Below are 12,483 nucleotides of genomic sequence, written 5' to 3' on the forward strand. Positions count from 1 at the left end.
GGCATAATATGAAGCATTTAGGGTTTATCCCTGCCAATAAACCTTTCTTTACCGTTTAGGAAGTTTATGGCACGTTTTATATTTCTTTGGATGCTCTCCTCGGTTTTTAGGGATGCTATATAACGTACAATTTCTTTTTGCAATGAAGGGGGAAGGCCCGTAAATACTTTTTGGGCATTTTTGTCTTTGTTCAAGGCCTCCAATAGTTTTGGGTGCGGCTTGATGGTCCTGTCGCTGGGATCGTATTCAATAGTTATTTCAACGGTTTCGCCAATACGTTTCGGAGAATTTTTCAACATGGCCGTGTTGACATAAAACCGCCAGTCGCCTTTATATTTCACCAATGTCTGCACATACTTTTTTCTGTTAATGGTGCCACGAATGGGAACAGGGCCTTTGTTTTTCCCGGCTTGTTTAAAAATTTCCGTCAATATAGCTTCAGGAACATGCACAAATGGGTTAATCCCGATAATTTCTATGGTTGCTTTAAATGCAAGCATGCAAGTTGTTTAAATACGGGCAATCCATCAATACTTCCATTTTCTGGTTTTGTTAAGATCTTCCATTTCTGCAATGGCCTGTTCGGGGATAACTTTTAGAAAAGATGGGTGCTGCTCTATGGCGTATTCTATTTTTTCTACAATCTCATTAATGGATTCGTTCTCGTAGTCTATTTCCAAGGGTTCTTTTATTACCATGGACTGAAGGATGCCTTTTTTCTTTATACGGAGGCCCTTTCTGTCGAAAGAGCGCCTAAAACCATCTATAACCACCGGGATTACAATAGGTTTGTATTGTTTAATAATGTGTGCAGTCCCTTTCCTGATGGGCTTCCAAGGTCTTGTTGTACCTTGAGGAAAGGTTATTACCCAACCGTCTTCCAGTGCCTTTTTTATATTGGAGATATCGCTCATTTTAACCTGCCTGTTTATATCCTGCCCTCCGGCGCGCCAAGTGCGTTCTATACTTATGGATCCGGCATAGGCAAGTATTTTGGGGAGCAGTCCCGATTTCATGGTTTCCTTGGCCGCCACATAATAAATATTAAGTTTTGGCTGCCATAAATAGGTTACATCCTTAATGGAGTCTCCGCGTCCGCTTAAGCTGGCATTAAACACATGGAACATGGCCACTACATCGGCAAAATAAGTTTGGTGGTTGGAAACAAAAAGGACCCCGCTTTCCGGAAGGTTTTTTATAACCTCCGAGCCTTCAATCTGCAATTCGTTAAAACCGCGATAACGCCTGTGCGTCATAAGTCCGGCAATACGGATAAGCCATTTTTTTAAAAATAATATGTGTCCGAAAGGATTTCGTTTAAACAACCCCATTGAGTTATAGTTAATAGTTTGCGTGTTAAAAAAACATCAAAAATACAAAAACTTAGCCTTACAATAGTTTTTTAAACATTTCTTTAACCTCGCTTAGCATCATGGCGGTGGCTCCCCACACTGTATAATCGTTAAGTTTAAAAGCGGGCACTTCTATGTTTGTTGCATAAGATGTGGTTAAGCTTTCCTCGAAGACCACGGTATCGTCCATAAAATCGGTAAAGAGTACTTCTATAATTTCTTCAACCTCATCGTCTTGTTTTGTAAATACGAGATTATTGGTAGAAACCCCTATAAACGGCTGTACCAAAAAGTTGCTTGGCGGGATGTACACCGAAGACATTTGTTTTACCAGCTCGATTTTTTTGGGCGATACGCCCACTTCTTCCCATGTTTCCCTAAGTGCCGTTTCTTCTATGTTTTTATCAGATAGCTCTACCTTTCCGCCGGGAAAACCTACTTGGTTGGAATGTACCCCGTTGTAGGTCTTCCTTAAAATTAACAACAACCGGGTCTCTAGGGCTTCATCTGGATAAAAAAGGCTTATTACACCTGCTTTTCGTGGGTTTTTATTTTCTAGCTTTAACTTTTCCAGTTCCTGTACCCGGATGGCGGGGGCCATTTTATTGTGCGATTCTTGCCCGGGTAGCGGCATATTTTTTATTTTTGGAATCAAATCGTAAAAATCAGTAAACTTCATATGCAATATTATACCGTTAGAGCATTTACAATATTACTACTATTTATTTTATCCGCTTGCGGCAATTCCTCTAAAAAAGAAAAGGGAACCAGTAGAGAAAAAACAAAAGATACCGTTAAAATAGATTCGGCCGCCATTAAAAAAGCCCAAAAGGAAAAAGAAGAAGAAAAAAGGTTTGTACTGACCGAAGATAATGCCATTCCGTTTTTATTTGAATATCAAAAAGAACACAAAGAACACAAAGTGCGCATACATACTTCTAAAGGCAGCTTTGTAATAGATTTATATGAAAAAACGCCGTACCACCGGGCCAACTTTATTTATTTGACCAAGAAAGAATATTTTAACGGCACCTATTTTCACCGGGTGGTAAAGGATTTTATCATTCAAGGAGGAAATACCGATATGGTTTCTACCGCAAAACGGAGGGACAGCATTGGGTTTTATTTATTGCCCCCAGATACCCGAAAAGGTTATACACACAGCAGGGGAACGGTTTCCATGCCAAGTAGCGACGATGTGGCAAACCCGCACAAACTGGCTTCTCCTTATGAGTTTTTTATCGTTACGGCAAAAAATGGTGCGCATCATTTGGATGGGAAGTACACGGCGTTTGGCAAAGTTGTTTCTGGAATGGACGTGGTTGACAAAATAAATAATGTGCCCACCGGTGACGACGAATGGCCGCTAACGAACGTTGTAATAAAATCGGTCGAGATTATTGAATAATATTACGGGTGCTGGTTTCAGGTTTTTTTAGTTGTTACGCTGTTACGCTGTTATGTTGTTATGAAGCTATGTTTGTTGAGAGTTGAGAGTTGAGGGTTTAGAGTTCAAAGTTTAAAATTCATCTAACAACAATCAACGAGTAAAGTTCATCACTTCGAGTCGCTTTTTCGATGTTCACATTACTTGGCCTATTAACTAATAACAATTAACATTTTCCCTAGTCACTTTCCCCTTTTCCCTTATCACTATTCGAGGTTTCAGTTTTTTTTCGTTGGTCTATTCACCAATAACAATTAACATTTCTCTGAACCTCCGAACCTTTGAAACTTTGCAACTTTGAACCTCTACTCCTCTTTTCCATAAACCGACGGGAGCTGCAATTTGTATTTAACGGCCAGCAACCGCACCAGAATAACAACGATTATGGGAATTGCAAACACAATATTGCTTTTAATATTAAACAGTGTTAAAACAAAATAACTTATCCCGCCCAAGATACAGGCCGTTGCATAGATTTCTTTTCTAAATATCACGGGAATTTCATTACACAGGATATCCCTCAATACCCCGCCAAAACACGCACTTATGGTGCCCAATGCAATGCACATAATGGGGTGCAGTCCTGCCGCTATCCCCTTTTCTACGCCCACAACGGTATATAGCCCAATACCAATGGTATCGAAAAGGAACAGCGATATATTAAGGTATTTTAATTTACTTCTGAAAAAAACGGCAAAGAGCACGGTCCCGATTACCACATACATATAAGTAGAATTTATTAACCAAGTAACCGGTTTTACGCCCAAAAGTATATCGCGCACGGTTCCCCCGCCCAAAGCAGTTACAAAGCCAATAATAAAAATGCCAAAAGCATCAAGGCGTTTGTTCATGGCAACCATAACACCAGAGATGGTAAAGGCCACCGTACCCAATAAATCAATGATATAATAAAACATTTACATATGTTGTGTATAGTAATTATAATCTTTTAAAACAATTCTCACAAAGGTATGTGTTTCATTATGAACGGGAGTGATTCCCGTAACTTCCACTATTTTCTTTTTTAGTTTCAGCATCGTTTTATGGTCGGATGCCAATCGGGCCCTTTCAAATGTTTCCTTGATAATCCTTGCGTCGTTGTCCGACAGTTTTATTACCTGCGGATAGGTGGGCTTGTAATCTTCCTTTAAATTTTCAAGAATGGTATGGTCTATGGTTACCTTGTCTTTTAAGCTAATTACAGAAGTCCCGGCAGTAATATCGCCCAAGCGCTGGTTTTTGTCGCTAATTATAATGGAGACCAAACCTATAATTCCGCTCATCATATTAATATCTATAATCCTAAAAAACCACCTTACAATATAATCGGGAAACGACGCTTGGTAACCGTCTATTTTTACCACTTTTATTTTTACTACTTTTTTCCCGATGGTCTGCCCTTCTAAAACCGATTCAAAAATTAGGGTATAAAAAATTATGGGCAGTAAAAAAACAATAATAATAGCCGCTTGCGACCACTGGTCCATTTGTTTCATTATGTCCCACAACCCCAACATGTTAAATATTACATAACCTATTGTCGATGCATAGGCTATTTTGATAAGAAAATCAATCCCGTATGCCAGAATTCGCTCTCCTACCGAAGCCGCTGTAAACATTATGTTCACATTTTGTGTTGTGTTAATTTGTAACTCTGACATTTTCTTGCTTATTTTAGACTTTTTATTCTACATGAGAGAAGTCGCATTTATCAAGCAAAATAAAGAAAAATGGCTCAGTTTTGAAAAGGCTATTTTCAATAATAGATTTAAAGATCCCGACGATCTCGCTTCCCAGTACGTACATTTAATCAACGATTTGGCATATGCGCAAACATATTATCCTAAAAGTAAGGTAATTAAATATTTAAACCAGTTGGCCGCCAAAGCTTTTCAGAAAATTTACAGGATCAAAAGGCAGGACACCAATAGGTTTCTAACTTTTTGGAAAGTTGAAGTCCCTCTTATTGTTTATCAATATAGACGTTACGTGGCCTATGCGTTTATTTTATTTTTATCGTTTGTTGCCATTGGTGTTATTTCGGCCGCCAACGACGATGCTTTTGTCAGGTTGATATTGGGCGACGACTATGTAAATAAGACCTTGGAAAACATTCAAAACGGGGATCCTGTTGCCATTTATAAAAGTGGGAGCAATTGGGGAAGTTTTATAGGTATTACCCTTAACAACCTTTATGTAGGCATCCGTTCTTTTATTTATGGGGTTTTTGGCGGTTTGGGAACCGCTTGGGTTTTATTGCAAAACGGTATTATGCTGGGCGCTTTTCAATATATGTTCCAGGCCGAAGGAGTTTTATGGGAAAGCATACGCGGTATCTGGATTCATGGAGCAATGGAAATTTTTGCCATTGTAATAGAAGGTGCTGCGGGGCTTGTGCTCGGGGCAAGTATTTTGTTTCCAAAAACACTGTCCAGAAAAGAATCGTTTAAAATTGGTGTAAAAGATGGGGTTAAAATATTAATAAGCACCTTCCCCTTTACTTTTGCGGCAGGTTTCCTGGAAGGGTTTGTTACACGTTATTCCAATGCCATGCCCCATTTCTTGTCTGTCGGCATTATTTTGCTTACGCTGGGCATCATTTCATATTACTATTTAATTTACCCAAAAACTGTATACAAAAAACTACAAAAAGCATATGCAACTCTATAAATCCAGAACTTTTGGCGATTATTTTTCTGATACGTTTTCTTTTTTAAAACAAAACGGAAAACATTTCTATAAAAATTATTTCATTGTAAACGGCGTTTTTATTTTAACGCTGCTGGTGGTCGTTTTTATTTTTTCAAAATTGTATACTTCCTATTTAACTTTTGACTCGTACAGCACACAAAACGGCGTTTTTTCTCCCAGCTTTATAGATAACTACCCCATATTGTTTTTATTGCTGTTTCTTGCCTTTTTTGGACTTATATTGCTTGTTGGAATAATAAACTATGCCTACACCCCTATCTATTTTATTTTATACGAAAAACATACAGGGTGCAATTTTACAAAGCAGGAAATTATAAAAGCCCTGAAAGCAAATGCCGGGAAATTTTTTATATACCTTCTCGCCGGACTGCTTTTGGCCATTCCGGTTTTTATTTTTGCCTTTATTGCATGTGCCGTACTTATTGTTACCATAATTGGCATACCGTTGGTATTAATTGTTCTATCATGGCTGGCACAGTTTTATTTTATTGCCTTTATAGAATACCTAAAAACCGATAAAGGGGTTTTTGACTGTTTTTCTTACAGCTTTTCCATGGCCTTTAAAAAGTTTTGGGCAACAAACGGCTGTGTTTCCCTGTTTTATATTATCGTTCAGGCCGTACAGACCATTATAACCATGATTCCCTATTTAATTGCCATCGGGGCCATTGTGGTTGGCGCAGATAGCTATACAGACACATCTCAAGAAACCACCGCTCCGTTTGTAACCATCATAACGGCAATTTATGTGCTCTCCTTTTTTCTGAATTTATTCCTCATTACCGTTCTTCAAATGAATCAGGGGATAATTTATTTCAGCTTAAAAGAAGATACAGAAAGTATTAATGCCAAAAGCATAATTGACGAAATAGGAACCTCTTAAAATAGATATGAAGCTTAAACCACTATTTTTATTTTTACTAATAGTATACGGAGCCATTTATTCGGGCTTTTCGCAGGAAACCCAGCAAAAGGTTTCCCGGGATACGTTGCAGATAGATAAGGCTGCCCCGTTGTCCCGGCGTCATTATTCGGAAGATTTTAAAGAGGCCTACAATTCAGATGCGTATCAATACGAAACCACAAGCAAGCCAAACGGATGGTTTGCCCGGTTCAAGGCATGGCTTATAGACCTTGTTGGCAGGTTATTTGCCATTGAAAACCAAGTAGAGGCCGGAAGGCTTACCACTATTATTAGCCGTGTTTTTTACTTTCTGGTTGTCCTTGCGGTTATCTATTTTATTGTAAAAGCCGTTCTCAATAAAGAAGGACGATGGGTTTTCGGGAAGCGTTCCGATAAAAAAACAATCCAGTTTGAAGATGTGGAAAGCAACATATATAAAACCGATTTTAATACATTGATTGCAGAGGCGACCGCTACTAAAAATTACAGGCTTGCCATTCGGTATTATTATTTATGGCTTTTAAAGGAACTCTCTGAAAAAGAATTTATTGAATACGACGTAGAAAAAACCAACAGCGACTACTTTAACGAACTACAAAACGAAGAGCTGAAATCGAAATTCTCTTACGCATCATATCTATACAATTATATCTGGTACGGCGAGTTTTCCATCCAGGCCGAACAGTACAATACGGCATCAAACCGATTTGAAAATTTTATCAAAAACATTAAAAAGTGAGCAAGACCCTAAAAATATATATCGGTATATTGGTCCTGCTGTTTTCGGTGGCCATTATTTTTGAAATGAACAGGCCAAAACCCATTGACTGGAGCCCTACTTTTAACGAAAAACACACCATTCCATATGGGTTAAAAGTTTTTTATCAAGAATTGCCCGCTATTTTTTCAGGCGACAGCATTACGGACATAAAAGTAACTGCTTTTGAGTTTTTTGACAATTATTACAATTGGGCAGATTCTACATACACCATCAACGGGAATTATTTAAAAATAGACCAATCACTTGACATTGACAATACTTCTTATGATGAAATTTTAAGTTTTGTGGCAAAGGGAAATACGGCATTTATTTCAACTGAAACATTTCCGCAACTATTAAAAGACAGCCTTCATTTTAAAACAGTAAATAAATTCGATTTCAAGGGAGATGCTCTTTTTACCTTGTCCAACAATGCTTTTAAAAACGACTCCTTAAAAACAGAAAAAGGGTTGAGCAATATTTATTTTGAAAAATTGGACAGTGCCAACACTACCGTTTTAGGCTATCAGCGCTTTAAGAAACACCATATAAATTTTGTGAAAATAAAGTATAAAAAAGGTACCGTGTTCTTGCACACACAACCCTATTTGTTTACCAATTATTACCTATTGAGGAAAAATAACTACAGATACGTAGAAGACCTTTTATCGTATATACCAAAAGGTACGGTATATTTTGACACACAGAACAAATATGGCTCAGAAACAATATCTTCATCGCCATTACGGTATGTTTTTAGTCAAAAATCCTTAAAATGGGCCTGGCTGCTGGCACTCTTGTTCGTAAGCACTTTTATGCTCTTTAATGCCAAAAGGAGGCAACGGATCATTAAAATTATAAAACCATTGCCCAATACCACCGTGCAGTTTACCAAAACAGTGGCCAATTTGTATTACGAAACCAAGGACCACAGCAATATAATAGATAAAAAAATAACGTATTTTTTAGAAAAAATAAGGAGCGATTATCATTTGGATACACAAGTACTCAACGATGTATTTATAAAACAGTTATCACAAAAATCGGGAACCGATATTACAAAAATAAAGCAATTAACAAACTTCATTGTATTTTTAAAATCCAAAGACACGCATACGCCTCAAAATGTAATCGACCTAAATAAACATATTGAAGAATTTTATCAGAAAAAATAAAAAACATGGATATATCAATGGATAATCAACCGGAAAGCCAAGACCCGCAAAAGAGCAACGACGACCTGTCTTTTCAAAACAGGGTCGACCTAAGCGAGCTTCAACAGTCTGTAGACCAAATAAAAAAGGAACTTGAAAAAGTAATCGTTGGCCAAAAAAACATGATAGACATGTTGTTGACCGCCCTTTTGGCAAACGGACATGTTTTAATTGAAGGGGTGCCCGGAATAGCAAAAACCATTACGGCAAAATTATTGGCAAAAACACTTACTGTAGATTTTGGCAGGATTCAATTTACACCAGACCTTATGCCTTCGGATATATTGGGGACTTCTATTTTTGATTTAAAAAAATCGGAATTCGAATTTAAAAAAGGGCCCGTTTTTACCAATATGTTGCTTATAGACGAGATTAACCGGGCCCCGGCAAAAACACAGGCTGCCCTTTTTGAAGTAATGGAAGAAAAACAGATTACCATTGACGGGCAACGTTACCTATTACCGCCGCCATTTATGGTATTGGCTACGCAAAACCCAATAGAACAAGAAGGTACCTACCGTTTGCCAGAAGCCCAATTGGACCGTTTTTTGTTTAAAATAGATATTGATTATCCTTCTTTGGAAGAAGAAATTGAAATTATCGAGAGGGAGCATGAACTAAAGGAAAACAAAAAAATCGATAAGGTTACCCCTTTTCTTTCTTCGGAAGCCGTGGTTAAATATCAAAAAATTGTAAACGATATTATTGTTGAACCGCATTTAATAAAATATATTGCACAGCTTGTCAACAATACCCGGAACAATGAATTTTTATACATGGGGGCCTCGCCAAGAGCATCAATTGCCATTTTAAAAGCTTCTAAAGCTTATGCCGCCATAAACGGAAGGGATTTTGTTACCCCAGAGGACATTAAGGCCGTTGCGCTTTCTGTAATTCAGCATAGAATTATTATTACCCCCGAAAAGGAAATGGAAGGGATTACGGCCAAGCAAATTGTAGGGCAGATTATTCAAGCAATTGAAATCCCGAGGTAATCTCGTTAATTGATGAATAGTTAAGTGTTATTAGTAAAAATGGAAGAGAGAAAAAGGAAAAGAAAATCGTTAATTGTTAATTGTTAATTGATGTTAGTGAAGCCAGCCTTAAACTCTCAACTCTAAAACAAACAAAACATTGAAATTTATAAAATCCCTATACATAGAAAACCGGTTTTATTATCTCGCAAGTGCTATTGTGGTGATGTTTATATTGAGTTTTGTTGTGCCATGGCTTTTCTTTATTTCGCAAATTGCACTGTTTGCATTAGGAGCTTTCTTTTTGTTGGATATATTGATTCTCTTCTTTGTTAAAAAAGGGCTGGTGGCACACAGGGAAACCCCGGACAAGTTTTCAAACGGAGATGAGAACATTATTTTAGTCCATCTGGAAAACCGGTATAATTTTCTTATAAAAACAATTATTATTGATGAGACCCCCGAACAATTTCAGCTTAGGAATTTTAAACTATCCAAGAGCTTAAAGCCACACAAATTCCAAACTTTTCAATATAAATTAAGGCCTACACAACGTGGCGAATACCATTTTGGGTACTTAAACGTGTATGTAATGAGTTTTATGATGCTGGTGAGCAAGCGTTATAAATACAACAATAAGGCTATGGTGCCCACTTATCCGGCCTTTCTTCAACTTAAAAAATACGATTTGTTGGCCATTTCCAACAACCTGCATATGTACGGTATTAAAAAAATGCGCAGGATCGGGCATACCATGGAGTTTGAGCAAATTAAGGAATATGTTCAGGGAGACGATATTAGGACCATAAACTGGAAAGCCACCGCTAAGAAAAACCAGTTAATGGTTAACCAGTTCCAAGACGAAAAATCGCAGCCCGTCTATTCCGTTATCGATAAAGGACGGGTCATGAAAATGCCCTTTAACGGCCTAAGCCTTTTAGATTACGCCATTAACGCCACCCTTATAATTAGCAATGTTGTATTAAAAAAACATGACAAGGCTGGCATGTTTACATTTTCGAAAAAAGTGGAGAACACAGTGGTTGCAGAACGCCGTAATAGCCAAATGACACTCATTCTGGAAACGCTTTACAACGTTGAAACAGATTTTTTTGAAAGTGATTTTGGCAGACTTTATGCAGATGTAAAAACCCACATCAACCAAAGAAGCTTAATGTTTCTATATACCAATTTTGAAACACTGGACGCCCTTCACCGTCAACTTCCTTATTTAAAAGCTATTGCCAAAAACCATTTGTTGGTGGTTGTTTTCTTTAAAAATACTGAACTCGACCAGCTCATTAATAAAAAAACGCATATTATTGAAGAAATTTACGACAAAGTAATTGCCGAAAAGTTTGCTTTTGAAAAAAGGTTAATTGTAAACGAGCTAAAAAAATACGGTATCTACTCCATTCTCACCACCCCAGAAAACCTTACCATAGACACCATTAACAAATACCTGGAAATAAAAGCCCGTGGACTTATCTAAAAATAACAGCTCATCATAAAAAAATAACAACTCGGTAATTAAAAATAGTATCAAGGCTTTTCATTTTAGTTCTTTGAGACATCAATTAATCTAAAAAGAATTACATCATGAAAACACTCGCTTTATTTTTTGCGTTCATTACTTTACATACATTGAACGCCCAACAAACTCCTAAAGACACCACTGGAATTACTATTGATGTGGTAATAGAAAACATAACCAATAACAATGGTAAAGTGCTTTTATCCTTAAATACCGAAGATACATTCATGAAAGGTAAAGGTATTATGAACCTCCAAAGTGATATTAAAGACGGAAAAATCCATGTTAAATTTACAAATGTACAGCCTGGAGAATATGCAATTCTGGCGTTACACGATGAAAATAACAACAAACGCATGGATTTTGATACCGGGGGAATGCCCATGGAAAGTTATGGCATGTCCAACAATGAAATGATTTACGGACCGCCGCAATTTAGCGATGCTAAGTTTATTGTTGAAAATAAGGACCTTGCGCTAAACATCCGTTTCTAAGTTTATAATTAGGTTTTTAAATGATTTACAACTGCAACTATAAAATTTTCTAATAGTTTTGTACTTTTGTGCCCAAAATTATAAAGAATGACCATTACCCAATTACAGTACGTTCTTGCAGTTGCAGAACATCAAAACTTTACACATGCCGCAGAAAAAAGCTTTGTTACACAGCCTACGCTTAGTATGCAAATACAAAAGCTTGAGGACGAATTGGACATATTGATTTTCGACCGGGGCAAAAAACCCATCCAATTAACGGCTGTTGGACAAAAAATAGTTGAGCAGGCCAGAAATATTGTTAATGAATCTTATAGAATTCAAGACATTGTAGACCAAGAAAAAGGGTATATTGGCGGCGAATACCGCTTAGGCATTATACCAACGGTGATGCCAACAATTTTACCGTTGTTTTTAAAGAATTTTGTAAAAAAATACCCGAAGGTAAATCTTAAAATAGAGGAACAAAACACGCAAACCCTTATTGAAAAACTAGAAGACGGGCATTTGGATGCAGCCATAGCAGCCACCCCTCTGGACAATGAAAACATTAAGGAACGGGTACTATATTACGAACCCTTTGTTGCTTATGTTCCTGATAACCATAGGCTGAACCAATTAAAAAAGGTAAAAGTTGGGGATCTGGACATTGATGATATTTTACTGCTTGAAGACGGACATTGCTTTAGGGACGGCGTTATTAACCTTTGCAAGTCTAAAAAAGGTTTCAAGGAAGATAAATTTCAATTGGAGAGCGGCAGTTTTGAAACCATGATGAAGTTAGCCGATGAAGGCTTGGGAATGACATTGTTGCCCTATTTACATACGCTTGATATAAGCGAAACCCAAAAAATGCACCTGCGCTATTTTGAAGAGCCCAACCCCGCAAGGGAAGTAAGTTTAATTTACCACAAAAGTGAATTAAAAATGCATATTACCGAGGCATTAAAAGATATTATTTCAGGCGTTGTAAGAGGAGCCATTGCTTTTCAAAATGTAAAAATTATCAGTCCGATACATAAAAAGTAACCGAAATTGAAAAATGAGCCCGTATACAAAAAGAGGCTGTCCAAAAAGGATAGTCTCTTTTTG

Annotated in this window: 14 protein-coding genes; 9 read left to right on the plus strand and 5 right to left on the minus strand. The window is 37.3% G+C overall.

Annotation, left to right across the window (positions count from 1 at the left end):
* Window positions 1-17: 17 nt before the first annotated feature.
* Genes UXI14_RS00780 through UXI14_RS00790 form a run of 3 tightly spaced genes read right to left on the minus strand, consistent with a single transcriptional unit; the run spans window position 18 to window position 2,031 of the window.
* Window positions 18-500, minus strand: coding sequence for a YdeI/OmpD-associated family protein (locus UXI14_RS00780; protein WP_335964362.1), 483 nt, complete (start codon window positions 498-500; stop codon window positions 18-20).
* Window positions 501-527: 27 nt separating this feature from the next.
* Entirely contained in the window at window positions 528-1,331 is an 804-nt protein-coding gene (locus UXI14_RS00785) for a lysophospholipid acyltransferase family protein (RefSeq protein WP_277898892.1), read from the minus strand.
* 58 nt (window positions 1,332-1,389) lie between these two features.
* Window positions 1,390-2,031, minus strand: coding sequence for a CoA pyrophosphatase (locus UXI14_RS00790; protein WP_335964363.1), 642 nt, complete (start codon window positions 2,029-2,031; stop codon window positions 1,390-1,392).
* Here UXI14_RS00790 and UXI14_RS00795 point away from each other — a divergent pair, their 5' ends adjacent.
* Window positions 2,032-2,760: a peptidylprolyl isomerase gene (locus UXI14_RS00795; protein ID WP_335964364.1), complete on the plus strand. Its 729-nt coding sequence runs from the start codon at window positions 2,032-2,034 to the stop codon at window positions 2,758-2,760.
* A gap of 344 nt (window positions 2,761-3,104) precedes the next feature.
* On the opposite strand, the gene UXI14_RS00800 is transcribed toward UXI14_RS00795, so the two are convergent.
* Both UXI14_RS00800 and UXI14_RS00805 read right to left on the minus strand, forming a co-directional pair.
* Window positions 3,105-3,716, minus strand: coding sequence for a trimeric intracellular cation channel family protein (locus tag UXI14_RS00800; protein WP_277898889.1), 612 nt, complete (start codon window positions 3,714-3,716; stop codon window positions 3,105-3,107).
* Window positions 3,717-4,460: an RDD family protein gene (locus UXI14_RS00805; protein ID WP_335964365.1), complete on the minus strand. Its 744-nt coding sequence runs from the start codon at window positions 4,458-4,460 to the stop codon at window positions 3,717-3,719. It abuts the gene before it with no gap.
* 31 nt (window positions 4,461-4,491) lie between these two features.
* Between UXI14_RS00805 and UXI14_RS00810 the strand changes: the two genes are divergently transcribed.
* From UXI14_RS00810 to UXI14_RS00845, 8 genes are all read left to right on the plus strand, one after another.
* On the plus strand, window positions 4,492-5,469 hold the full coding sequence (locus UXI14_RS00810) for a stage II sporulation protein M (RefSeq protein ID WP_335964366.1): 978 nt from the start codon (window positions 4,492-4,494) through the stop codon (window positions 5,467-5,469).
* On the plus strand, window positions 5,456-6,394 hold the full coding sequence (locus UXI14_RS00815) for a hypothetical protein (protein WP_335964367.1): 939 nt from the start codon (window positions 5,456-5,458) through the stop codon (window positions 6,392-6,394). Before UXI14_RS00810 ends, UXI14_RS00815 begins: the two co-directional genes overlap by 14 nt.
* Before the next feature lie 7 nt (window positions 6,395-6,401).
* Window positions 6,402-7,154 carry a DUF4129 domain-containing protein gene (locus tag UXI14_RS00820; RefSeq protein ID WP_335964368.1) on the plus strand — a complete coding sequence of 251 codons (753 nt, stop codon included), beginning with the start codon at window positions 6,402-6,404 and terminating at the stop codon, window positions 7,152-7,154.
* Window positions 7,151-8,350: a DUF4350 domain-containing protein gene (locus tag UXI14_RS00825; RefSeq protein ID WP_335964369.1), complete on the plus strand. Its 1,200-nt coding sequence runs from the start codon at window positions 7,151-7,153 to the stop codon at window positions 8,348-8,350. Before UXI14_RS00820 ends, UXI14_RS00825 begins: the two co-directional genes overlap by 4 nt.
* A gap of 5 nt (window positions 8,351-8,355) precedes the next feature.
* Window positions 8,356-9,384 carry a MoxR family ATPase gene (locus tag UXI14_RS00830; RefSeq protein WP_335964370.1) on the plus strand — a complete coding sequence of 343 codons (1,029 nt, stop codon included), beginning with the start codon at window positions 8,356-8,358 and terminating at the stop codon, window positions 9,382-9,384.
* Window positions 9,385-9,523: 139 nt separating this feature from the next.
* Window positions 9,524-10,855, plus strand: coding sequence for a DUF58 domain-containing protein (locus UXI14_RS00835; protein ID WP_335964371.1), 1,332 nt, complete (start codon window positions 9,524-9,526; stop codon window positions 10,853-10,855).
* 107 nt (window positions 10,856-10,962) lie between these two features.
* A complete protein-coding gene (locus UXI14_RS00840; protein WP_335964372.1) occupies window positions 10,963-11,391 on the plus strand; it encodes a DUF2141 domain-containing protein in 429 nt (142 codons plus the stop codon).
* Between the two features lie 87 nt (window positions 11,392-11,478).
* Window positions 11,479-12,420, plus strand: a complete 942-nt coding sequence (locus UXI14_RS00845; protein ID WP_277898880.1) for a LysR substrate-binding domain-containing protein — start codon at window positions 11,479-11,481, stop codon at window positions 12,418-12,420.
* Window positions 12,421-12,483 lie beyond the last annotated feature (63 nt).

Source organism: Galbibacter sp. PAP.153 (assembly GCF_037029175.1).
GTDB lineage: Bacteria > Bacteroidota > Bacteroidia > Flavobacteriales > Flavobacteriaceae > Galbibacter > Galbibacter pacificus.

Coding starts and splice junctions, on each gene's coding strand:
- UXI14_RS00820 (WP_335964368.1), top strand. CDS start 6,402: ATGAAGCTTAAACCACTATTTTTATTTTTACTAATAGTATACGGAGCC.
- UXI14_RS00805 (WP_335964365.1), bottom strand. CDS start 4,460: ATGTCAGAGTTACAAATTAACACAACACAAAATGTGAACATAATGTTT.
- UXI14_RS00790 (WP_335964363.1), bottom strand. CDS start 2,031: ATGAAGTTTACTGATTTTTACGATTTGATTCCAAAAATAAAAAATATG.
- UXI14_RS00780 (WP_335964362.1), bottom strand. CDS start 500: ATGCTTGCATTTAAAGCAACCATAGAAATTATCGGGATTAACCCATTT.
- UXI14_RS00815 (WP_335964367.1), top strand. CDS start 5,456: ATGCAACTCTATAAATCCAGAACTTTTGGCGATTATTTTTCTGATACG.
- UXI14_RS00810 (WP_335964366.1), top strand. CDS start 4,492: ATGAGAGAAGTCGCATTTATCAAGCAAAATAAAGAAAAATGGCTCAGT.
- UXI14_RS00795 (WP_335964364.1), top strand. CDS start 2,032: ATGCAATATTATACCGTTAGAGCATTTACAATATTACTACTATTTATT.
- UXI14_RS00845 (WP_277898880.1), top strand. CDS start 11,479: ATGACCATTACCCAATTACAGTACGTTCTTGCAGTTGCAGAACATCAA.
- UXI14_RS00785 (WP_277898892.1), bottom strand. CDS start 1,331: ATGGGGTTGTTTAAACGAAATCCTTTCGGACACATATTATTTTTAAAA.
- UXI14_RS00840 (WP_335964372.1), top strand. CDS start 10,963: ATGAAAACACTCGCTTTATTTTTTGCGTTCATTACTTTACATACATTG.
- UXI14_RS00830 (WP_335964370.1), top strand. CDS start 8,356: ATGGATATATCAATGGATAATCAACCGGAAAGCCAAGACCCGCAAAAG.
- UXI14_RS00800 (WP_277898889.1), bottom strand. CDS start 3,716: ATGTTTTATTATATCATTGATTTATTGGGTACGGTGGCCTTTACCATC.